Source organism: Anaerobacillus sp. (assembly GCF_046314235.1).
Taxonomy (GTDB): Bacteria; Bacillota; Bacilli; order Bacillales; family Anaerobacillaceae; genus Anaerobacillus.
Window position 1 is genome coordinate 24,604 of record NZ_JBKBWN010000011.1, and the last position, 22,960, is coordinate 47,563.

At 35.1% G+C, this 22,960-nt stretch carries 26 protein-coding genes; 23 read left to right on the forward strand and 3 right to left on the reverse strand.

Features of this window, described 5'->3' with window-relative positions; all coding sequences use genetic code 11:
* Positions 1–72 precede the first annotated feature (72 nt).
* The 6 genes from ACK4M9_RS15290 to ACK4M9_RS15315 all read left to right on the forward strand — a co-directional run bounded on the left by ACK4M9_RS15290 (position 73) and on the right by ACK4M9_RS15315 (position 5,595).
* Positions 73–963 carry a M23 family metallopeptidase gene (locus ACK4M9_RS15290; RefSeq protein WP_409852324.1) on the forward strand — a complete coding sequence of 297 codons (891 nt, stop codon included), beginning with the start codon at positions 73–75 and terminating at the stop codon, positions 961–963.
* A gap of 267 nt (positions 964–1,230) precedes the next feature.
* A complete protein-coding gene (locus tag ACK4M9_RS15295; RefSeq protein ID WP_409852327.1) occupies positions 1,231–1,626 on the forward strand; it encodes a hypothetical protein in 396 nt (131 codons plus the stop codon).
* Positions 1,627–1,718: 92 nt separating this feature from the next.
* On the forward strand, positions 1,719–2,531 hold the full coding sequence (locus ACK4M9_RS15300; RefSeq protein ID WP_409852330.1) for a histidinol-phosphatase: 813 nt from the start codon (positions 1,719–1,721) through the stop codon (positions 2,529–2,531).
* Positions 2,532–2,770: 239 nt separating this feature from the next.
* Positions 2,771–3,844 carry a M14 family zinc carboxypeptidase gene (locus ACK4M9_RS15305; RefSeq protein ID WP_409852333.1) on the forward strand — a complete coding sequence of 358 codons (1,074 nt, stop codon included), beginning with the start codon at positions 2,771–2,773 and terminating at the stop codon, positions 3,842–3,844.
* 263 nt (positions 3,845–4,107) lie between these two features.
* On the forward strand, positions 4,108–4,806 hold the full coding sequence (locus ACK4M9_RS15310) for a FadR/GntR family transcriptional regulator (protein ID WP_409852620.1): 699 nt from the start codon (positions 4,108–4,110) through the stop codon (positions 4,804–4,806).
* Positions 4,807–4,956: 150 nt separating this feature from the next.
* Positions 4,957–5,595: a Crp/Fnr family transcriptional regulator gene (locus ACK4M9_RS15315; protein WP_409852335.1), complete on the forward strand. Its 639-nt coding sequence runs from the start codon at positions 4,957–4,959 to the stop codon at positions 5,593–5,595.
* A 44-nt stretch (positions 5,596–5,639) separates the two neighbouring features.
* Here ACK4M9_RS15315 and ACK4M9_RS15320 read toward each other — a convergent pair whose 3' ends face one another.
* The gene (locus ACK4M9_RS15320; protein WP_409852337.1) at positions 5,640–5,888 is read right to left on the reverse strand and encodes a ferredoxin; all 249 of its coding nucleotides are present in this window, start codon (positions 5,886–5,888) and stop codon (positions 5,640–5,642) included.
* Positions 5,889–6,228: 340 nt separating this feature from the next.
* Here ACK4M9_RS15320 and ACK4M9_RS15325 point away from each other — a divergent pair, with 340 nt between their 5' ends.
* From ACK4M9_RS15325 to ACK4M9_RS15345, 5 genes are all read left to right on the forward strand, one after another.
* A complete protein-coding gene (locus tag ACK4M9_RS15325; protein ID WP_409852339.1) occupies positions 6,229–7,278 on the forward strand; it encodes a YpbB family protein in 1,050 nt (349 codons plus the stop codon).
* Position 7,279: 1 nt separating this feature from the next.
* Positions 7,280–8,794, forward strand: coding sequence for a RecQ family ATP-dependent DNA helicase (locus ACK4M9_RS15330; protein ID WP_409852341.1), 1,515 nt, complete (start codon positions 7,280–7,282; stop codon positions 8,792–8,794).
* Positions 8,795–8,808: 14 nt separating this feature from the next.
* Complete coding sequence (locus ACK4M9_RS15335; protein ID WP_409852343.1) at positions 8,809–9,387, forward strand: CPBP family intramembrane glutamic endopeptidase; 579 nt, start codon at positions 8,809–8,811, stop codon at positions 9,385–9,387.
* Positions 9,388–9,435: 48 nt separating this feature from the next.
* Entirely contained in the window at positions 9,436–9,738 is a 303-nt protein-coding gene (locus ACK4M9_RS15340) for a hypothetical protein (RefSeq protein ID WP_409852346.1), read from the forward strand.
* Between the two features lie 320 nt (positions 9,739–10,058).
* The gene (locus tag ACK4M9_RS15345) at positions 10,059–10,343 is read left to right on the forward strand and encodes a hypothetical protein (RefSeq protein ID WP_409852347.1); all 285 of its coding nucleotides are present in this window, start codon (positions 10,059–10,061) and stop codon (positions 10,341–10,343) included.
* A gap of 41 nt (positions 10,344–10,384) precedes the next feature.
* Here the strand turns inward: ACK4M9_RS15345 and ACK4M9_RS15350 are convergent, their stop codons facing one another.
* Positions 10,385–10,837, reverse strand: coding sequence for a DUF2663 family protein (locus ACK4M9_RS15350; RefSeq protein ID WP_409852349.1), 453 nt, complete (start codon positions 10,835–10,837; stop codon positions 10,385–10,387).
* 310 nt (positions 10,838–11,147) lie between these two features.
* Between ACK4M9_RS15350 and ACK4M9_RS15355 the strand changes: the two genes are divergently transcribed.
* The 6 genes from ACK4M9_RS15355 to ACK4M9_RS15380 all read left to right on the forward strand — a co-directional run bounded on the left by ACK4M9_RS15355 (position 11,148) and on the right by ACK4M9_RS15380 (position 16,470).
* Positions 11,148–11,825, forward strand: coding sequence for a hypothetical protein (locus ACK4M9_RS15355; protein ID WP_409852351.1), 678 nt, complete (start codon positions 11,148–11,150; stop codon positions 11,823–11,825).
* A gap of 13 nt (positions 11,826–11,838) precedes the next feature.
* Positions 11,839–12,069: a 4Fe-4S dicluster domain-containing protein gene (locus ACK4M9_RS15360; RefSeq protein ID WP_409852354.1), complete on the forward strand. Its 231-nt coding sequence runs from the start codon at positions 11,839–11,841 to the stop codon at positions 12,067–12,069.
* Between the two features lie 43 nt (positions 12,070–12,112).
* Complete coding sequence (locus ACK4M9_RS15365; protein WP_409852357.1) at positions 12,113–13,174, forward strand: 3-methyl-2-oxobutanoate dehydrogenase subunit VorB; 1,062 nt, start codon at positions 12,113–12,115, stop codon at positions 13,172–13,174.
* Positions 13,174–13,920 (forward strand): thiamine pyrophosphate-dependent enzyme, encoded by a 747-nt coding sequence (locus tag ACK4M9_RS15370; protein WP_409852359.1) that lies wholly within the window; start codon positions 13,174–13,176, stop codon positions 13,918–13,920. Before ACK4M9_RS15365 ends, ACK4M9_RS15370 begins: the two co-directional genes overlap by 1 nt.
* Before the next feature lie 3 nt (positions 13,921–13,923).
* Positions 13,924–14,511 carry a 2-oxoacid:ferredoxin oxidoreductase subunit gamma family protein gene (locus ACK4M9_RS15375; protein ID WP_409852362.1) on the forward strand — a complete coding sequence of 196 codons (588 nt, stop codon included), beginning with the start codon at positions 13,924–13,926 and terminating at the stop codon, positions 14,509–14,511.
* Between the two features lie 279 nt (positions 14,512–14,790).
* Positions 14,791–16,470, forward strand: coding sequence for a formate--tetrahydrofolate ligase (locus ACK4M9_RS15380; RefSeq protein ID WP_409852364.1), 1,680 nt, complete (start codon positions 14,791–14,793; stop codon positions 16,468–16,470).
* A gap of 126 nt (positions 16,471–16,596) precedes the next feature.
* Here ACK4M9_RS15380 and ACK4M9_RS15385 read toward each other — a convergent pair whose 3' ends face one another.
* On the reverse strand, positions 16,597–16,737 hold the full coding sequence (locus ACK4M9_RS15385) for a hypothetical protein (protein WP_409852365.1): 141 nt from the start codon (positions 16,735–16,737) through the stop codon (positions 16,597–16,599).
* Positions 16,738–16,882: 145 nt separating this feature from the next.
* Here ACK4M9_RS15385 and ACK4M9_RS15390 point away from each other — a divergent pair, with 145 nt between their 5' ends.
* The 6 genes from ACK4M9_RS15390 to ACK4M9_RS15415 all read left to right on the forward strand — a co-directional run bounded on the left by ACK4M9_RS15390 (position 16,883) and on the right by ACK4M9_RS15415 (position 22,708).
* Positions 16,883–17,260 carry a hypothetical protein gene (locus tag ACK4M9_RS15390; RefSeq protein WP_409852367.1) on the forward strand — a complete coding sequence of 126 codons (378 nt, stop codon included), beginning with the start codon at positions 16,883–16,885 and terminating at the stop codon, positions 17,258–17,260.
* A 20-nt stretch (positions 17,261–17,280) separates the two neighbouring features.
* Complete coding sequence (locus tag ACK4M9_RS15395) at positions 17,281–18,048, forward strand: metallophosphoesterase (RefSeq protein WP_409852369.1); 768 nt, start codon at positions 17,281–17,283, stop codon at positions 18,046–18,048.
* Positions 18,049–18,149: 101 nt separating this feature from the next.
* Positions 18,150–19,061, forward strand: coding sequence for a MerR family transcriptional regulator (locus ACK4M9_RS15400; RefSeq protein WP_409852623.1), 912 nt, complete (start codon positions 18,150–18,152; stop codon positions 19,059–19,061).
* 231 nt (positions 19,062–19,292) lie between these two features.
* Positions 19,293–19,886, forward strand: a complete 594-nt coding sequence (locus ACK4M9_RS15405) for a genetic competence negative regulator (protein ID WP_409852371.1) — start codon at positions 19,293–19,295, stop codon at positions 19,884–19,886.
* 410 nt (positions 19,887–20,296) lie between these two features.
* Positions 20,297–21,220 (forward strand): D-alanine--D-alanine ligase family protein, encoded by a 924-nt coding sequence (locus tag ACK4M9_RS15410; protein ID WP_409852373.1) that lies wholly within the window; start codon positions 20,297–20,299, stop codon positions 21,218–21,220.
* Between the two features lie 222 nt (positions 21,221–21,442).
* Positions 21,443–22,708: a Glu/Leu/Phe/Val family dehydrogenase gene (locus ACK4M9_RS15415; protein ID WP_409852376.1), complete on the forward strand. Its 1,266-nt coding sequence runs from the start codon at positions 21,443–21,445 to the stop codon at positions 22,706–22,708.
* The last annotated feature ends 252 nt before the right edge of the window (positions 22,709–22,960 follow it).

A 22,960-nucleotide genomic window follows, 5' to 3' on the forward strand; every position in this document is an offset into this window, starting at 1 on the left:
TGTTATAAATTGATCTAAGTTTCCATAGGATAGGATTGTAGAAAAAGAATGTTTAAAAAACAGGAGGATCACATGTACGATTATATAAGGCGGTTTTTAATTGTAATGGCGATTGCCCTTTCGATTGGGATTTTATTTATAAGCACTACAGTATCATTTGCAAACGCAAACGACACAATCAATGAAGTGAACTTTATATGGCCAACTGTTGGTCATGTAACTGATACGTTTGGAACGAGAAACGGAAAACATTATGGAATTGATATTGCAGCTCCTAGTGGGACACCAGTTGTGTCAGTAGGAGCTGGGGTTGTCACAAAATCATATTACTCTAGTACGTATGGTGATGTCATTTTCATTGAACATGCGAATGGATATGAAACTGTCTATGCTCATTTACATAAGCGACTTGTTTCGGAAGGAGCGGTCGTTGAACAAGGCGAGAAAATTGGACTAGTTGGGAATACGGGGAGGTCTTCAGGAGACCATTTACATTTTGAAGTCCACGATGGAAATTGGGCTATGTCGAAAAAAGACGCGATTGATCCGATACTAGTGTTAGGAGAGAACAAAGATACTTTTTTTGTTCTTTCCGAAGAAGAGCTAGAAAAAGAACGATATCAAGTAGCATCAGTTTCGGAAACTATAAATACAGAAGATACTCATGAAAACAGTAATACTATATATCTACGTGTAAAAAAAGGTGACAGCTTATGGAGTATTGCTAAAAGTTATCAAGTAACAATCGAGCAATTAAAAAGTTGGAATGAGTTATCTTCAGATCAAATAAAAATTGGACAAGAACTTAAAATAGGTCAAAGTAGCCAATATATTGTTCAACGCGGAGATACGTTATGGAAAATTGCTGAACAAACGGGTACTACGGTTTCTAACATAAAGCAGATGAATGGCCTTAAAGGTGATCTCATACAAGTTGGAACTTCATTAACTGTAAATAAATAACGTAACTAGGGCTGTTAAAATAGATCACCTCTCTAAATTGAAAGGCGGTTATTTTTAAACAGCCCTCTATACTTTACGGAAGTTAACCTACAATTTACTCTCTGTTCTGTGTTAAGCTTATCTCCATGTTGTATTTGGTTAGTTTGTTGATTTTCTGATTATTTGTAACGAAAATTTTATAAACGGGTGCGACATTTTATGATAAAATAATCTTTGAATATAGATATATGAAAAAATTCTTTATAACAAACTTCAAAAGAGTGGTTTATGAACATGTACAACACGAACAAAGCAGAACTAAATGCAGAGGTAGTCCAATGGCTGAATAAAAAAACAAAGTCTTCTAATCACCGAATTATTATATTAGACGGCTTTACATTTATGCTCTCTAAGATAAAGTTACAAGAGTCAGTGCGGCTCAGAAAGGATAATTTTTTTCATCAACGTTTCTGGAAAAGTTTAGATCGAACTTTGAACTATGGTTTACTCCGGAACAAGAAGAAAATGTCGATTGCCTTGTATAAATTTTACTATGGTATTTCCTTATCTGAAGGGCTTATATACTTAGAAGATGGACGAGCAAAAATAACGGAGAAAGGGTTAGATTTTTTAAAGCTGCCCTATGAAGAACAATTAAGTTTTCTTTTAAGCAAGATTTGGTAATTGTAATTTAATGAATTATACACGATACATACTATCTTTGTTCTCAATGAAATAATTGATGTTGCCTAGTATTTATTTGAGAGGGGTTAATTATGCTAACAGATTATCATAATCATTTAGAAAGAGGTACGTTAACTTTAGATTATTTAAAACAATTTACCGATCAAGCGAACGCTAAAAAAATTGATCATTTTGGCATTTCTGAACATGCCTATCATTTTTATCAAACAAAAGATATATTAAGTAATCCTTGGGTAAATGAACGTCGCTACTATGATATGGAGGATTACATAAAGTTATTTCAACAAGCTTGGGATGCGCATATTGATGTGAAAATGTCCATTGAAATGGACTATACACCTGGTAAACATGATGAAATGGCACAATTTATAAAAAGCTATGATTTTGATTATGTTATTGGCTCAATTCATTGGATTGATGATTTTGGGATTGATTTAGGGGAGTACAAGCATGAGTGGGAACGGCGTAACTTACAGGAAACATACACTAAGTATTTCGATCAAGTCGTTACATTAGCTGAGTCTAATTTATTTGATATTATTGGTCATATCGATTTAGTAAAAATATTTAATTATATTCCCACGGATGAAGAATTTCTTTTAGCTCAATATGAACGTGCTACAACAGCACTCGCTAATTCAAAGACATGCGTTGAGGTTAGTACTGCAGGATTACGCAAGCAAGTTGGAAAGCTATATCCTGATCCAAGACTGTTAGAGATGTGCTACAAAAAAGCTATTCCGATTGTTTTGTCATCAGATGCTCATGTGCCCACAGATGTAGGAAAAGATTTTGACAAAGCCATCGAGCTAGCACGTAGCGTTGGTTATTCATCAATAATGACCTTCGAGAAAGGAAAACGCAAGGAAGTTCCTTTGGGGTAGATAGTCTATAATAAAAGAGTTTTCAACGAATGAACGACAATAGAAATAGTAACAGAGAAAAAGAGGCCAAAATCGGCCTCTTTTTACTATATTCGAAACCATATCCTTCTCCCGAATGACATAAAGTTTTTACATTGTGCATAAAGATTAGTTCGAGGTACTAATGAAAAAGGACTTATCAATAAGTTTTTTTTGTAATTAATGTAAATTACTTACTTATTTTTATATAAGAGGGGTGGATGTCTTTGCTAAAGCATCTTGTAAAAGAGGGAGAGACTATTCATAAGGTTGCTCAGAAATATCAGATTCGTGTAATTGATTTACTGTTTAATAATCAGGGGTTAGAGAATGAATTTCAGTATATCTATCCAGGAGAATTACTTTTTATCCCTGAAGTAACAAATATTACTAATAAAAATGAGGCTCCATTTGAATGTAAAAAGGAATATGGCCCGAGTGATCTCGAAGAGGATGTAAAAACACTTAGAAAAAATTATCCTTCAGTAGTATCAGTGCAGAAAATTGGGCATTCAGTAATGGGCAAACCTATTTATGCTTTTGTCATTGGAAAAGGGAAGAAAGAAGTTTTTTACTCTGGTGGCTGGCATGCAAATGAGTGGATGACGTCGAAGTTTCTAATATTGTTTTTAAAAATGTTATTGCAACATTATCAATCCAATTTGCCGTTTTTTCATTATCACGTAAGTAAAATATTAGAAGACGTTAAACTGTATATTGTGCCAATGGTTAATCCCGATGGGGTAGAACTTGTCCAGCAAGGGATCTATGAAGAACATCCATTTTTTTATTCTGTGTTAAATATTAATAAAGGCGCAAGACGTTTTGAGCACTGGTCTAGTAACATAAGAGGGGTAGATTTAAACCACCAATGGCCAGCAGGTTGGGATTTAGAGGCGAAGGAAAGTCCGCAAGTTCCATGGCCTAGGCATTATAGTGGAAAAGCGCCGTTAACCGAACCAGAGGTGAAAAGTGTTTATCATCTAACGAAAAAGCAGAATTTTGCGTATGTTTTAGCATTTCATTCTCAGGGACAAGTGATTTACTGGGGCTATAAAAATCTTGAACCATCAAAAAGTCAAGAAATGGTACAGCGGTTGTCGCTTGTAAGCTCATATCAACCAGTAAGGACAGCTGATAGTGATGGTGGCTATAAAGATTGGTTTATTCAAGAAACAGGAAGACCAGGGTTTACGATTGAAGTAGGAGTAGGTACAAATCCATTACCGTTTTCGGCTTTCTCAGAAGTCTGGTCAAATAATAGTTTATTGGCATTAGAAGGATTAATTTTATAAGTTTGAATAGGAGCTTACTAGTGTACTCATCAGACCTGAAGGTTTATGGTGGATGAACATGAGTAAGCCCTTCTCATGTTTTATAGCACAATTATTTAAAATGAAAATTAAACGACAATAATGTTTGAATCTTTATAGTTTTATAGGTACAATTTAGATTAGATAACTGTGTCGTCAGATGACTCTACTAGCTATCCTAGTAAACTATCTTTAAATATAGAAGATTTAGACCATACTGGTTTCATTACGCATAAGTGGAAGGACTGGGGGATTTGATTAAACAAGTAAAACCAAAAAAGATCTATGAAATTGTGGCTGAACAGCTAACAGAACTAATTTTAAGTGGTGAAGTTAAGCCTGGTGATCGACTTTCTTCTGTACAGCAGCTAGCAGAAGATTTTAATGTTGGAAGATCTGCCATTAGAGAAGCGCTTAGTGCTTTAAAAGCGATGGGATATATTGAAATTCGTCAAGGTGAAGGAACGTTTGTAAAGAAGGTAGATTTTGACGTCGCAAATCAAATGATCCCGCAAATCCTTCAAAAAGAAGATATTCGTCAACTATTTGAAATTCGGAAGTTTAATGAAACAGGTGCCGCCTCATTAGCAGCTGAAAACCGTAATGCCGAAGATTTACTAGATCTAGAAAGTATATTAGCAGATATGAAGATAGCAGAAGGTGATGGAGAGTTAGGCGAAAAAGCTGATATTAATTTTCATATGGCGATTGTGAAAGCCTCAAAAAATGATATGTTATATCGATTAATGACAACAATATCGGAAACAATGCAGGAGTCAATGCGTGAGGCAAGACAGCTTTTTCTTTATTCAAATGAAGAAAAAATGAAGCAGCTTTATGATGAGCATTATGCAATCTTTTTAGCAATTAAAAACAAAGACTCTAAATTAGCTTACGATAAAATGTTAGAACATATCGTAGGAATTGAAGTAGAATTATTTTAATTGGAAGAGAGGCTGACAACTTTGTACATTTAGTCAGCCTTTTTAGTTGCTGTTAAGTTCAATACGCCATTGTACTAGGATTCGTAATTCTCCCGTTAATAATGGTAAAATTAATAAATCATGCTTTATTTGTAGTAAGGAGTTGGACAAATGAAAGACTGGGAAGCAATTTTGAAAAAGATGGAGTTTTTTGTAGGCTTAACAACAGCGGAAATAAGACCATTATTATCTCATGCTGTTGAAAAAAGTTTTGAGGATAAAGAAGTACTGTTTTCTGAAGGCGATCAGCGTAATTATTTATTTGTGTTAGGAAAAGGAACAGTCCTAATTAGTAAATTAAGTGAAGATGGTGAAGAATCATTTATTAATATCCTAACAACTGGGGAGATATTCCCACATACAGGTTTTTTTGATGACCGGCCATATCCTGGGACTGCAACAGCGAAAAAACAAGCCGATGTCTTAATGATACCAATAAATGCATTTGAAAGATTTGTGGAGGCTCATCCGCATTTAGCATTTCGAATCATTAAAGTAATGAGTAAGAAAATTTATTCTTTGCAACAAAAACTAAATGAAATGCTATCTTTAAATGTTGAAGAAAGGCTTTTATCTATTTTGAAGCAGATGAATAATTTGTCAAAAACAGAATTAATCCATTTAACCCATCAAGAATTAGGTAATATTGTTGGTGCATCAAGAGAAACGGTTACAAGGCAATTAAAAAAATTAGAACAGCAAGGAAAAATTAAGATCAAAAAAGACCACATATCATTAGCTGATGATTAGCAAAAAAGTTAAAGCTTCCACACGAGTGGAAGCTTTAATACTAATTAATCAAACTTTAATGCGTCACCATTAAATGGCTCGTCAGCAACTTTAATTGAATCTGTAGGACAGCCTTCTTGACCATCAGCCATATCATCATAAAGCTCTTCTGGTACTTCTGCAGTTCCTTGATTGTCATCAAGAATTACGAAAGCAATTCCGTCATCATCATAATCATAAAGATCTGGAGCTGCTGCTCCACATGCTCCACATGCGATACAAGTATCTTTGTCTACTATTGTGTACTTTGCCATAAACAAAAACCTCCCTAATTTTTGTGAAAGATTAAATCCCCTTACAAAATGAATATGTATAAATCAAAAGCGAAAACATTTTGAAAGGAATTAATGTCCCCTAACCATATTGTATAAATAAATTGTACACATTTCAATAGTAAAGTATATTGAGAATGCTTATCAAACAAGGGTTTTGGTAACTTATGAAGTTTTTTCACTGATATCAAAGAGTCTTGATATATAATTATTAGGTAAGATAAGTTTTAGAAAAGAAGAAATAATGGTGCCATAGCTCTATTTCACATGATAAATGTTGTTTTCAATAAACTAAATCGATTTTGTTTTAGAGGTGATCATTTTGGGTTTTTTACAAATATTGTTTCTATATATGGTTAATAATTTGAATGGGAATAGAACTGTATTTGGCGCTTATCATATTTTAAAAGGTAAAAAAACATCACAGACATTGCAAGATTGTCGTCTGTTTCAACTTACAAACCTATTTGGTGTTCTTAAACAGTTGGAAAGAGCTGCGGTCATGGAGGTGGTGAATTACTTAGTCGAAAAGAATTACATAAGGGCTTGTGGCGAAAATCGTTTTGTCCTGACTCCAGAAGGTGATACGTTTTTAAAAAGAAAATTAACTGAACAACCCTTACCAGTTCACTTAAATGGATTTGCTTATAGAGATACTACTGGTGTTTTTTGGACAAGACTGTCGCTATTAACACAGTGTCTTTCCAATCTTAAAGCAAATATTCTTGAATTCTTCCCAGTTATTAAAGATACTAGGACACAATTATGGGTCAAAAATAAACTCCGCAGCAGTGAAACTAATATTAGTAAGCTTGCAGATAAGTTTTATTTTGAAATGGAAACGATGTTGCAACAATTTTCCAGTCTTGAAGCATCGGTTTTTGTTTTAAGGCTAAGTGGTACAAAACGTGTTGGCCTTACAATAGATCAAGTCGCAGACGAACTAAAAATAGACCGTATCTATGCAAAGCTTTTATTTATAAATGTCCTTCATGGAATAATGAAAAAGTCTATTGAAAACAAAAGCAAGTATCCAACCATCTTTAGTATTATAGATCAGGATAATACAACAATTCTTTTAACTGAAACAACTAAAAGGACCTATACGCTATTGCAAAGAGGTTTGGATATTAGAGAAATTAGTTCAATACGTTCTTTAAAAGAAAATACAGTTGAAGACCATATCGTAGAAGTAGCTTTAAATTGTCATGATTATCCGATTGAGCGGTTTGTATCACCTGAACAACAACGAGCGATAATGGCAGTTGTTTCGGAACTAAATACAAGGAGGTTAAAAGAAATTAAAGATAGACTTCATCATACAATTTCTTATTTCCAAATCCGTTTAACGTTGGCTAAGAAAGGGTTTTAAAATGGATATTTTGAAAGCTTTAAACGCTCATTTTAAATTATCGACATTTCGCACTGGACAAAGAGAGATTATTACTGATCTCTTAAAAGGTCGTGATGTAATCGCAATGCTACCTACAGGGGCGGGGAAATCGATTTGTTATCAGCTACCTGCATTTATCACACCGGGAGTGACGATTGTTGTCTCCCCGCTTCTTTCGCTTATGGAGGATCAAGTTCAACAATTGAAAAGTAAAGGATTAAGGAAAGTAATCGCTTTAAATAGTTTTTTAAGTCGAGAGGAACGGGAAATAGCGTATCAACAATTACACATGCAAAAGATTATTTATGTGTCTCCAGAAATTCTACAATCCAAATATGTTATGAATAAATTGAAAAAATTAACAGTCGCATATTTTGTAGTTGATGAAGCTCATTGCATTTCGCAATGGGGTCACGAATTCCGGACCGATTACTTAAAGCTAAGTGAGGCAAGAAAACAGTTAGGTAACCCTCCCTGTCTTGCGCTAACAGCGACCGCGACGGAAGAAGTTCAACAAGATATTATTGAGATGCTCGCATTAACCAATTATCAAACTCATGTTTATAGCATCGATCGCCCTAACATCGCAATGGTCGTCCGTAGCGGATCTTACACTATCGAAGAGAAAATTGCTGATCTAGTTTCGTTAGTACAAAATCTAAAGGGGCCTGGGATTATTTATGCTTCTACTAGAAAATGGACTGAAGAAATAACTAAGATTTTACAAAACAACGGGATTAAGCGTATATCTGCCTACCATGGTGGGATGAGTAATGAAGATCGAATTTTAATACAACAACAATTTATTAACGATGAACTTCAGCTTATCTGTTGCACGAGTGCTTTTGGTATGGGTGTAAATAAACAAAACATTCGCTATGTCATTCATTTTCATTTTCCATTGCAAATTGAATCGTATTTACAAGAAATAGGAAGAGCAGGGCGAGATGGAGAGAAAAGCATTGCAATAACTCTGTATAGCGAAGCAGAATCAGAGTTACAGCTGTCATTAATAACTAGAGAACATCCAAGTATTGAACAATTAAATGAAGTATTTAGATATTTGAGCCATAACTCCAAAGAGGGTACAATCAATGAAAATAAGTTAATTTCTGAAACAGGCATAACCGAGATAATGTGGAGATTTATTCGCTTTCATTTAGAAGAACAGAATATTGTTATTGATAATTTTTGTAAACTATTCAGTCCGGAGGAAGGACAGGTAGTGATTAAAATGATTAATGAAACAATAACAAATCGGATACTTTATAAAAAGAAAAAGTTAGTTATTTTTCAAAAATGGCTAAATAATCAAGAGCATTGTCGAAGAAACGCGATCCTAAAGCAGTTTAATGAAACATCAACTAGCAAAAATGTCTATTGTTGTGATGTTTGTGGGATCGAACTGGACAGTTATTTTGCCAAAGATAATTCCCATCAAGAGAATCGTTTTCAATCTTGGCAGGACGAACTTAAAAGTTTATTTCACATCTAATAAGGGTTGATTTTATGAAGCAAGCAGATTTGATTAAGAATATGACTGACAAAGAGATTTTGGTGAATTTATATATTACCCAGTTCATCATGCTTGGCGTTGCTATTGGTTTAGGATGGTTTTTCTTTGATGACTGGAAGGATTTCCTTCAAATTAAATGGGAACCTTTCGAGATATTTATTATTGGTGGAGGATCAGCTCTCGTAATAATTTTGTTTGAACTTTTGCTTGAGAAGGTTTTTCCAAAAAAAATGCTCGATGATGGGGGCATAAATGAGCGTGTCTTTCAAAAAAGAAGCGTTTTCCACATTTTTATCTTAGTAATAATCATATCTTTAACCGAAGAATTATTATTTAGGGGGGTATTACAAACTCAATTTGGAATAATTCCTGCAAGTCTTCTATTTGCGATCATCCATGTTCGTTATTTAAGGAAAATTGTTTTATTTATGATTACAGTTAGTCTAAGCTTCTATTTAGGTTGGCTTTACTTAATCACAGAAAATTTACTTGTCCCAATCTTTACCCATTTCACAATAGATTTTGTATTAGGTTGTATATTACGCTTTCGAAAGAAAGAAATTCGGGTATAATTAAATTATAAAAATCAGTAGTTTGATAGTTGAGGTGAATACAAAAACATGCCATCAGACTTTAAAGAGGATCAAGCCGAAGAGTTGCGAAAGCATTTCGAAGACAATAATACAAGTTCCGAGACTGAAGAAGATATTATTGACGTATTAAGCTTACCATCAAGAAAAGAAAAGTTTAAAAAAACTAAGCCAGATACTAAAGTCCAGCAGCTGGAGAAAACTGAAAAAAAAAGCAAGCGGAAGAGACATAGAGTAAGATTTCCCCTTGTAAGAGTGTTGTTAATTTTATTTTTATTACTTGTTGTCTTAGTACTTACCTATCCGACCTGGATGGATAGACTAAATTTATAAAGTGGATTTCATGTAAGAGATAAAGGAAGATGTAGTTGTTTATATATGTTTGAATTTTCAAAAACTTTTGTTTACTTTAGTGCGAATATGTAGTAAAGTAATAATTGTAAATGACCTCTTATTTTTCTCTCTTTGTTGAAAGCTTATTAAAAGCTTTCTTTTTTTTGTCTACTGTAGAACGAACGTTCTGTCTTTTTGTAACATCCTTTTAATGTAAAGTTGATTGAAAATTTAAACTATTTCCTTTATAATTGTATTTAGTAAACGCTTTCAAAGTTAGTTGGTGTAGTGAAAACAATTGCGTGATCGGTGAATGTAGATTGTTTGATGATGCTATTGATAGTCAGCTCGAGCTACTAAATAAACAGCAAGGAGTGATCAGTATGACTTTAACGAAGCTTAGGAATAAAACGGTAATTACTGATGATGATCTTGGATATAATCAACGAATAGGAATGCCAATTGAAGTTTTTTGTCTAGAGAAAAAACAAACGATTGCCTTTGGGAAAATTCAATCATTTACAAATGGTCAAATTTGTATTAATGGTAATCATTATAGTCGAGACCAATATGTTTTGTTTGGTTTTCCTGCTCAATTTCTATAAGTAATAAGGATGGGGCTGACTCGAAGTCGACCCCATCCTTATTACTTATGAAATAAATTGATATCTTGTTTATCTTTTAAATACGTAAATACTTTATAACGTTCTTGTAATTCCTCTTCTGTCTTCCAAAATTCTGTACTTCTATCCATAATATCCTCTCTAATTTTATCAACATCCTTTTCGGCCTTATCAAACTTTCGTTTAAAATAAGACATTGAATATAACAAAAATGAAAGAGCGGCAAGGAAAGCTAAAATAATGATATCACTTACAATAAATGTTAAGACTGAGCTACCAAGCCCACCATTTACTCTCAGTTTATAATAAAAATATGTGGTGAAAATGACAATTATCACAATTGTTACGATGCCAATAAAATTAAGTGCTTTTTGCATTTTATTTTCTTTGTCTTTCTTTTTCATTAATAATAACAATGTTGCTTTTGAGAGATCAGAAATCTTTATTTGTTTTAAAAATTCTTCAAGGTCCTTCACACGTGTCACCTCATTTCTTTCTTTACTTACATATTTATTAATCAATAAAAAAAATAGTACAAGTTCTTCGGAATTAGACTGAATTGAAATTAGTTCATTAGTATCTAACTAAAAAGTAAAGGAGATAAATCTATTATTTACTAATTTAAAGCGAGAAAAGAGTCAGAAGGTTCTTGTTATTTAGTTTTTTTAAAATTAACCCACAACCATTGAAAGCGTTTTCAGCAGTTGTATAATAGAGATATGATATAAACATTTGTCTAGCACAAGCAGGGCTACTACTTGCGCTATTCTACAAGGGGGGAGAACAGTGGAGCATAAAAAAAGAATAAAAATCATTACAGGCCATTTCGGCAGTGGGAAGACTGAAATTGCGATCAATTTAGCAATAAAAGAATCAGAAAAGTATCCTAAAGTAGCATTAAACGATCTTGATGTGATTAACCCCTACTTTAGATCAAGGGATGTTGGGGAGCATCTTAAAAAGCTGGGTGTTGAGCTTATTGCACCAAAGGGAGTTTTAGCTACTGCTGATTTGCCAATTGTTTCACCAGAAATATATCGGGTTTTAAACGATAAATCTTACCGAGTAATTATTGATGTTGGTGGTGACAAGGATGGTGCTACTGCTTTAGGACAGTATTATCATCATTTAAAAGATGAAGACTACGAGCTTTTATTTATTATTAATGCAAATCGCCCTTATGTCAGTTCAGTAGAAGGTGTTATTAATACAATTAGACAAATTGAGGCGGTATCAAGATTATCTGTAACTGGCTTAATTAATAATACGAACCTTGGGTGCAACGAAACGACATTAGATAATGTGGTACTAGGTAGCAAGATTTCAGAAGAAGTTAGTAAAAACTTAAATATACCGTTTTTGTACACTACCTTGTCAGATTATCTTGGAAACAGCGAAGGTTTTGATGCATTAACTAATATAAACTATATAAAACGTTTTATGACTTTACCTTGGGAGAATTAAGGAGGAGACTGAGATGGAAAATAGAGTTGTTTTTAAACAAGATATATGTAAAGGCTGTGGCCTATGTGTAAATGTCTGCCCTAAAAGTATTATAAAAGTTTCTGAAACTATCAACTTAAAAGGCTACCATTCTACGTACGTTGATAATCAGGAAGCGTGTATAAGTTGTGCAGCTTGTGGGCGTATTTGCCCTGATGGTGTTATTACTGTGTATCGTCCTATAGAGAAAAAGACAGCTTCATAAAATAGAGAGAGAAAAGAATGAACTTTAGAGGGGAGAAAAAACAATGACTAAGGTTTTAATGAAGGGGAACGAGGTCATAGCTGAAGCAGCAATTCATTCTGGATGTAAGTATTTTTTTGGTTATCCGATTACACCACAAAGTGAACTTGTTGCTTACATGGCGCGGAGGTTGCCAGAGGTAGATGGACTTTTCTTACAAGCAGAAAGTGAAATTGCTGCAATAAATATGGTTTATGGCGCTGCATCTGCTGGTGTTAGAGTGATGACATCATCCTCAAGTCCTGGTTTTAGCTTGAAGCAAGAGGGGATATCTTTTTTAGCTGGGGCCGAGCTTCCAGCAGTTCTCGTGAACATTGCCAGAGGGGGACCTGGGCTAGGGAATATTCAACCTTCCCAATCTGATTACTTTCAGGCGACGAAGGGGGGCGGCCATGGAGATTATTATACACCAGTGCTTGCTCCTAGTACGCTTCAGGAAATTGTAGAGTTAACAAAGGTGGCTTTTGATTTGGCAGACGAGTATCGTACGCCTGTAATCCTCATGGGGGACGGAATGCTCGGTCAAATGATGGAACCGGTTGAATTTTCAAGCGTACAATTAACGGATGATCCAAAAAAGGATTGGGCAACAACTGGTACGAGAGGCGATGGTCCACCTCGGCACATTACGTCATTGCAACTAAATGACATTAATCTCGAAAATCACAATTACAGCTTGCAGAAAAAGTATGAAACAATTAAACAAAGAGAAGCACGTTTTGACACTTATCGTGCCCAAGACGCTGAGTATTTCATTGTTGCATATGGAACAGTTTCCCGAATCGCTAAAAATGCCATAGATGCAGCTAGGGATGCTGGACTAAAAGTAGGAATGATTAGACCGATCACACTATGGCCATTTCCCCAAGAACCTTTTTTTGAATATCGAGAGGTGGCAAAAGCGTTTCTATCAGTAGAAATGAGTACTGGTCAAATGGTAGAAGATGTTCGCCTAGCTGTTAATGGAAAAGCTCCGGTTACATTTTTTGGCCGAACAGGTGGCGTAATTCCAAATCATCAAGAGATATTAAAGGCAATTTTAGATCTAGCTGGAGGTGAGCAATAATGAAGCTTGTTTTCCAAAAAACGTTAGGTTTACAAGACAAAGAAACACATTACTGCCCGGGTTGTACTCATGGTATTATTCATCGTTTAGTCGCTGAGGCTTTAGAAGAATTGGATGTACTTGAGGATACAATTGGTGTTGCTTCTGTAGGGTGTTCGGTTCTTTCTTATGAATACTTTAATTGTGACATGACCCAAGCTGCTCACGGACGCGCTCCCGCTGTTGCTACAGGAATAAAGCGTGTAGTTCCGAAAAATAGAATTGTTTTTACGTACCAAGGAGATGGCGACTTAGCTTCTATTGGAATGGCTGAAATCATCCATGCTGCTGCTAGGGGAGAACATATTACTGTTATTTTTGTAAACAACGCAACATATGGAATGACTGGGGGACAGATGGCACCAACTACTCTAATTGGTCAAAAAACCGCAACGACACCACTAGGAAGAGATGAGAGTATTCAAGGAGCACCAATTCGAGTATCTGAAATGTTAGCGACTCTTGATAGCGTTGCTTATATTGAACGGGTTTCCACCCATAATGTTGCAAACATCATCAAAGCTAAAAGAGCAATTAAAAAAGCATTTAGCTATCAAAAAGATAGAATTGGTTTTAGTTTTGTTGAAGTCTTATCGACTTGTCCGACAAACTGGGGACTAGATCCAGAAGAATCGTTAAAATGGGTAGAGGATGCGATGGTTGCTTATTATCCATTGGGAGTTAAGAAAGATAAGGGGAGGGACTAAACGATGTTACATGAGATCATTATTGCTGGCTTTGGTGGTCAAGGAGTTATGTCAATGGGGCAGTTGCTAGCGTACGCAGGAATGATTGAAGATCTCCACGTATCATGGTTACCCTCTTATGGACCAGAACAACGTGGAGGAACTGCAAATGTTTCGGTTATAATTAGTGATCAGCCAATTGGATCCCCGGTTATCCAGGATCCTACTGTGGCGATTGTGTTAAATAACCCTTCTTTCCAAAAATTCGAGCCGAAGGTTCGCCCAAGCGGAGTTCTTATTGTCAATAAATCAATCATTGACTTAAAAAGTAGCCGTCGAGATATTACAATTATCGAAGTTCCGGCAACTGAAATTGCTAGTGGGATTGGAAGTGCTCGCGTTGCTAATTCAGTTATTCTAGGAGCGTTTTTACAATATTCTCAAGCGGTTCCCGAAGAAGCAGTTATTAAATCGCTGAAAAAAGTCTTATCAGAAAGAAAACAATATTTAATACCAGCAAATCAAGAAGCGCTAAACAAAGGTGCAAACCTTGTGCGAACCAGAAATGCAAAGAAGGCTTTAGGAGATATAAATCGAGAATGTAGCTTGTGAAATTACGAATTTAAGGCTGTTCCAAAAACATGAATTAGTCACCTCTTCTATAAACATAGATTGTGTACAACATACACTCTACTGAGTTTGGCGAGGGAGGATGAAATTTAGGGGACAGTCTTTATTCAATAGGTAATAGTAATTTACTTCGTATTCCGTTAAAATGAGATGTGTTGGGTAAAGACATGCTTAAGTCTATAATGTTAAAAAAATACTATTCTTTGACTAACATAACTAGAAAGACTTCATAAGGGAAAATAAATACTAGGGGGCTGTAAAATGAATGAAGTAAAATCAGACATAGAAATTGCTCAAGAGTGTACGATGAAACCAATTGAGGAAATCGTGGGAAACCTTGATTTAACGAAAGACGATTGGGAGCCTTACGGAAAATATAAAGCAAAATTATCACTGGAAGTATTAGATCGCTTACATAACAAACAAGACGGTAAAGTCGTTTTAGTTACGGCGATTACTCCTACTCCTGCTGGTGAAGGGAAATCGACGGTAACAGTCGGTCTCGGTCAAGGCTTATCTAAAATAGGGAAAAATTCAATTATTGCACTTAGAGAACCTTCTTTAGGGCCATGTATGGGTATTAAAGGTGGAGCAGCTGGAGGAGGGTATTCTCAAGTAGTTCCGATGGAAGATATAAACCTCCATTTCACAGGTGATTTTCATGCGATTACAACAGCACACAATGCATTAGCAGCATTATTAGATAACCATATTCATCAAGGCAATCAATTGAACATCGATGTAAGAAGGGTAGTTTGGAAACGAGTAGTCGATCTAAATGATCGAGCGCTCAGACAAGTTGTTGTTGGACTAGGCGGACCAATTCAAGGCGTCCCCCGTGAAAGTGGTTTCGATATAACCGTAGCTTCTGAAATTATGGCGATCCTCTGTTTAGCTAATAATTTAAAAGAATTAAAAGAAAAACTTTCAAAAATCGTTGTTGCCTATAACTTTGAGCAACAGCCAGTAACGGTTAAAGATTTAGGTGTTGAAGGAGCGTTAACGTTATTGTTAAAAGAAGCCTTGAAACCTAACTTAGTACAAACCCTTGAAAATACCCCAGCAATTATCCATGGTGGACCATTTGCTAATATTGCCCATGGTTGTAACAGTATCATTGCAACCAAAATGGCAGCAAAGCTTGCTGACTATGTCGTAACAGAAGCTGGTTTTGGAGCGGACTTAGGTGCTGAGAAGTTCTTAAATATTAAAGCAAGATACGCTAACATTAAACCTAGTCTTGTTGTTGTGGTAGCTACAATTAGAGCTTTGAAAATGCATGGTGGCGTTCCAAAAGACGAACTAAAGATGGAGAATGTTGACGCAGTAAGACGTGGAATCGACAATTTACTTAAACATATCGAAACTATTAAAACGTTTGGTTTGCCATTAGTCGTAGCTGTCAATAAATTTATTACAGATTCTGATGAAGAAGTGGTGGCTTTACAGCAGTTATGTAAAGAACACGGTGTTGAAGCAGTGCTTACTGAAGTGTGGGAGAAAGGTGGCGAAGGTGCAGAAGCACTAGCAGAAAAGGTTGTTTCATTAATTGAAGAAGAAGAAAATCATTTCGAACATCTTTATCCGTTGAACACTTCAATACAAGAAAAAATTGAAAAAATTGCGAAAAAGGTATATGGAGCTAGAGGGGTTGATTTTTCTCCTAAGGCTTTAAAACAAATAACGCAGTTTGAAAAAGAAGGTTGGGGGGAGTTGCCAATTTGTATGGCTAAAACTCAATATTCTTTATCAGATATTCCAACTCGACTTGGTAGACCAGAGGGATTTACGATTACGGTTCGTGAATTGCGGCCGTCTATCGGAGCGGGGTTTATCGTGGCCTTAACTGGCGATGTAATGACAATGCCTGGATTACCAAAGCAACCAGCAGCCTTACGAATGGATGTTGCTGAAGATGGTAAGGCAATCGGCTTATTTTAAAATGACAAAAGAGACCATCCCATAAGCAAATGATCAGTCACCTCAGTTACTACTCTATAGATCGTAAACAAACATTCTATAGAATAAGCTATGAGGTGAAGAGAAACTTATGGGATAGTCTTTTTCTTAATTTACCTCATCATCTTCAGTATAGGCAATTAATGCTACGTGTTTACCGAGTTGCCGAGCGATCTTTTTTTCTAACTGTGTAATTTCTTCGATAATTTCTTGATTTTCTCGAATATCCTCAATTTCAAAGTCTTTCATTTGTTTTCCTCCAATCTCTTTTAAGTAAAACAGTTCACACCAGTCTTATTATTAACAATTTACTTCACAGCTATATATAATGAATTATTGATTCTAGGAATAAGAATGTAACAAAGGTATTTCTTTCTAGTGAGGAGTTGTTTCGGTGAAGAAGCGATTGTTTTTTTTGATAGTAGGCTTTTGGTTTTTGAAAACCTCCGTAAATATGTTTCCTACTTTTGAACGTTATTCGCAGCAAATACTTTTGCAAAAGTTAGTTTTTGAACCTTTTAAATGGTTTGGGGCTATACTTCTATTTATCCTTGGCTTTTTAGCAATTGCAAGGGTTATCACAGAAATCTGCGAGCAAATGAAAAAAAATCGGTTGTCCAAAGAATGGCTATGGATCGTCTTAATAGCCTCGATCTTCATTTATATTGGTTTTCAGAGTATAGTGGTGGCACTAGCCGCAATTGGATTTTCCCTATTTTATGGTATAATGGATGCTAATACTCAACGGAAAAGTCGCTATTTTAATAGCTAAGCTTATTAGGAGGAAAAGTTGTGGAACTAATAATATTAGGAATAATCGGTGTGATTTTGCTATTCTTCCTATTGTATATGTGGCTTGAAGGTCGGAAAAATAGAATTACATATACAGAGTTATCATTTTCGAGCTTTCCAAGCCACCTCTGTGGAATGAAGCTTTTTTTTATTTCGGATATTCACCACCGAAAAGTTAGTGATGTAATCTTAAAACAAATTAGCGGTAGTGTCGATATGATTATTATTGGTGGTGATTTAGCTGAAAAAGGAGTGCCTCTTTCTCGAATTGAAAAAAATATAAAGGCCCTTACAGCTATTGCGCCAACCTACTTTGTATGGGGAAATAATGACTATGAGATTGATCAATTCAAATTACAAGCCTTGTTTAAGCGTGAAGGAGTGAGGCCACTGGTTAATAAGTCAACAGAAATTAAAGGTGGAAGCGATTCCGTTTTTTTAATTGGAGTAGATGATTATGGTCAGCAACTCGATAACCTGGAAAAAGCCTTACATGGTTGTGAGAATGGATTTCAAATTTTAGTAAGTCATAATCCCGATATAAAAAATGAAGTTCCAGAAAACTCAAAAATTAAGTTAATTTTAAGTGGCCATACTCATGGAGGGCAAATAAGGCTCTTTGGATGGGGGATTACTGAGAAGGCCGGTTTAGCAAATTTACGAGATGACTTATTTATTCTCGTGAGTAACGGTTATGGTACGACTTGGCTCCCCCTAAGACTATGCGCACCGGCAGAGGCTCATGTCATCACATTAAGAAAAAACTAATCTATTTAACAAAGGTTATACAAATTTTACACAGTGTCTGTTTTATGTATATACTTAATTATAGTTTATTTCGTCGTGAAAGTGTTTGGGGGCTAAAGATGATGGCAAATGATAAAGCAAAATATAATATTAAAGCAATTTCAAATATGCTGGGGATACAACCTGGAACTTTAAGAGCCTGGGAGAGAAGATATAATATTATTGAGCCAATTCGTAATGACTCTGGGCATCGCTTATATACTGACGAACATGTAGCTATTTTACGTTGGCTATTAGATAAAGTTAATAAAGGATTTACTATCGGACAGGCGGTTGGTCTTCTTGAAAAAGGGAGCGTTAACTTAGATTCGCAAGCAGAATTACAATACACAGATAGATTACATACACTTGCTGTTGAGTTAAAAGCAAGCTTATTAAGCTTTCGTGAAACAAGCGCAAATTCTATTTTGGATGAAGCTTTTAGTGTATTTACTGTTGAAAAAGTATTACTTGATATTATTGGACCAGTCTTAATCGAGATTGGTGAAGCGTGGGAAAGTAATCAGATTACTGTAGCCCATGAGCATTATGCTACTCAATATTTAAGAACGAGAATTGGAATGATTTTTAATAACCTCCGGGTTGACCCGTTGTTACCAAAAGTCGTTGCGGTTTGTGGCCCGAGTGAACGTCATGAATTAGGCTTATTAATTTTCACTTTATATTTACGAAGAAAGGGCTTCGAAGTGATTTATTTAGGGACGGGCATTCCTAATGAAGACTTGAAGTCAGTAATTGAAGAAATTGAAGCTAAATATATTTTCTTATCTTGTACAATTGTTGAAAATTTATTAGAGACGTTAGCAGTCATTAGTGATCTCCATAAGTATAAGACAACATTACACATTGGCCTTGGAGGTAAAGCGGTTGAGCATTTATCCAAGCGTAAAAGAGAAGAGTATAGCAGATTCCTGGTTGGTTCAACCAAAGATGACTGGGATGAATGGTTGAGAGAAAGACTTTTAAAAACGTGATGTTAATTAAATTAGTGTTATTTTAAATGAACCTATTGCCAACCTTTTTCATATCTTAATATTATCTATATACAGTGAGAATTTCATTTAGTGGATAAAAGATTGTTGCTTTTATTTGCTATCAAGATAAACAATCTAATAACTAGTTTCAATCAAGTGAATTTTAGAAGGTTTATGCTAAATTAACAAAAAGCCGAGTTTTCTAACTGTGTAAAAAGGAGGGGAAAAAATATGCGCTTAGAGAGGCTTAATTTTGATAAAATAAAAATTTTTCTTACCTTTGATGATCTCAGTGAACGTGGAATAACTAAGGAAGAAATGTGGCAAGACATTCCTAAAGTACATCAACTTTTTAGAGATATGATGCTTGAGGCTAGTGATGAATTAGGATTTGAAGCAGACGGTCCAATTGCAATTGAAGTGTTTTCTTTACCAGCTCAAGGAATGGTTATCATCGTTACAAAATCCAAAAAAGATGATGATATAGAAGAAGAGTTTGATGATGGCTATATTGAAATGCAAGTGACGTTAGATGAAAGTGAAGAAATTATTTACGAATTCCAAAACATTGAAGATGTCATATCATTATCCCCTAGACTGATAAGTTTTGGTGTTTCAACTGGGTGTTTACTTTATTTCGAAAATAATTATTTTTTAACTTTTGAGGAAAAAGATTTATTTGGAGTTGATATGGATGCATTTATTGCTCTCTTATCAGAGTTCGGCAATCCATCGACAATAACTATTTTTCGTTTAATTGAATACGCGAAAGAAATTATCGATAACAATGCTATAGAACAAATATATAAAACTTTTTATAAATGAGTGAATTTCATAATTACCAAAAAGGAGCCATATCAAACTATATGTAGTAGCGAGTGGTTTTACGCAACTACATATAGTATCTAAATGGCGATAATATAGAATTATGAAATTCATTAAAATAATGACCAAAAACCTCATCTTGAGGTTTTTTCTAATACAAAACATGATTTTCCGCTCTCAACCCTGAATGAAAAAATTGCCTAACTTCTTTCACTGTTATCTTTAGAATTGATTTTTTTACCTACAATGTTATCATAGATAAAGTAGCTTTCAGATTTAAATTAATTGCTTTTTTGGCCGAATTGATCTTTTTGTATTTGTTCATAATGTATGGAATGGAAAAAAGACACAATTTAAATTTAGGCGAATATACTAATTTACATAATCAGTTGTGGGAGTGATTTAGAGTAATGAAAATATGTGTACTTTATGGTGGTACGTCTGCCGAGAGAGAAGTATCCTTGTCTAGTGGAAAAGGGATTATTGAAGCACTAAAGAAAAAAAAACATGAAGTCATTGGTATTGACTTTCAGGGAACCAAAGAGTGTTTGCGTCAGATTATGGATTTAGATGTTGATTTATTTTTTATTGGATTACATGGAAGACTTGGTGAAGATGGTAGAGTTCAAGGGTTGTTGGATTTATTGAAAACTCCCTATGTCGGTTCTAACGTACTTGGCTCTGCTTTAGCGATGGATAAAGCTAGATCGAAAAAAATGTTTGCACTAAAAGGAATTCGTGTTGCAAATGAAAAGCTCGTGGAAAGGCACTTATTTGTTCGAGCCAATTTTTCACACGAATTATCATATCCAGTTGTTGTTAAACCGAACCACGAAGGATCTACTATTGGTTTAACAATTGCTCAAAATGAAAAAGAACTTTTAGAGGGCATTGATGCGGCATTTATACACGATGACGTAGTCCTTTTAGAAGAATTTATTTCAGGTAAAGAAGTGACAGTTGCGGTAATGGGCAATAAGGGTGATGTTAAGGCATTACCAATCGTAGAAATTGTTCCTAAAAATGCCTTCTATGATTATGAGTCAAAATACGCTCCTGGAATGAGTGAACATATTGTTCCAGCTAGAGTTAGTGATGAAACAACAAAATTATTACAAGAACAGTCAGTGCTTGCACATGTAGCTTTAGGCTGTGATATTTATTCGAGAGTCGATTTTATTGTCCCGAATGATGGCTCTCAGCCAGTAATTTTAGAAGTAAACACCTTACCAGGAATGACTCCAACAAGCCTTTACCCAGATGCTGCTAGAGAAATTGGATTGTCTTATGAAGACATGATCGAAAAGTTAGTCCAACTATCTTTACAAAAATAATATAGATACCAGAAATTAGGTAACTCGATGATCGGAAATTGAGTTACCTTTTTTTGATCGGTTTTAAAAGTAAAAAAAGAAAAAGTAAATAGGTAATTTTAAAAATATTTTTCGAAAATGTGAAAGTATAGTGGAAAAAACGGTCGTAATTCTTTATAGTAGACTTGTAAGTGCTTTCATAAAATAAATTATAGATAGAGAAAACAATTTGAGGTGAGATTGATGGCAAGTAACACGGATCATAATCTAGAATCAACAGATGTTTTAAAATCAACACAAACTGTAATTAAACTGGCACTAGATAAGCTAGGTTACTCTGATGAAGTATATGAATTAATGAAAGAACCACTAAGGTTGTTGACTGTGCGAATTCCAGTTCGAATGGATGATGACTCAATTAGGATTTTTACAGGTTATCGTGCTCAACATAATGATGCTGTTGGTCCTACAAAGGGTGGCGTTCGGTTCCACCCTGATGTTACAGAAAAAGAAGTAAAAGCTCTTTCTATCTGGATGAGTTTAAAAGCTGGAATCGTTGATTTACCATACGGCGGTGGTAAGGGTGGAATTATTTGTGACCCACGTGAAATGTCTTTCCGTGAATTAGAGAGATTAAGTCGAGGTTATGTACGAGCAATAAGTCAGATTGTGGGCCCTACAAAAGATATCCCAGCTCCAGATGTTTTTACAAATTCGCAAATTATGGCATGGATGATGGATGAATATAGCAGAATTAAAGAGTTTGATTCACCGGGTTTCATTACCGGAAAACCAATTGTACTAGGGGGGTCCCACGGCAGAGAAACAGCAACTGCAAAAGGTGTAACCATTTGTATTCGTGAAGCTGCGAAAAAGAAAGGTATTCCTATTGAAGGAGCACGAGTTGTCATCCAAGGGTTCGGAAATGCAGGGAGCTTTCTAGCGAAGTTTATGCACGATGCCGGTGCTAAAGTAATTGGTATATCAGACGCTTACGGTGCACTCCACGATCCAGAAGGATTGGACATTGAATATTTACTAGATCGTCGTGATAGCTTTGGAACGGTAACGAAGTTATTTAAAGATACAATTTCAAATAAAGAACTATTAGAGTTGGATTGTGACATTTTAGTACCAGCTGCAATTGAAAATCAAATTACAGAAGAAAATGTTCACAACATTAAAGCTCAAATCGTCGTTGAAGCTGCCAATGGGCCGACCACATTAGAAGCTACAAAGGTGTTAACTGACCGTGGCATTCTGTTAGTTCCAGACGTGTTAGCTAGTGCTGGAGGCGTAACAGTTTCTTATTTTGAATGGGTTCAAAATAATCAGGGCTTCTATTGGACAGAAGAAGAAGTTGAGACAAAGTTAGAAAAGGTGATGGTCACATCATTTGAAAATGTTTACCGACTTTCAGGTTCTCGTAAGGTAGATATGCGTTTGGCAGCGTACATGGTTGGTGTTCGTAAAATGGCAGAAGCCTCACGCTTTAGAGGGTGGATCTAATCAAATAGAGAAGTGTTTAATATTAGTTTGACGTTTAGTGTATTTATAGCTTTATTGAAGATGATGAAAATGAGATTGAGACTGATGACTTTGCAGTTTCAATTTCATTTTTTTTGAAGATAAGTGAATGATTTTCATAATTATCAAAAACGAGCCATATCAAACTATGTTTAGTTGTGGCGACTTTACCCAACTAAATATAGTATCTTAATGGCGATAAATATTGAATTATGGAATTCATGAAAGTATCTC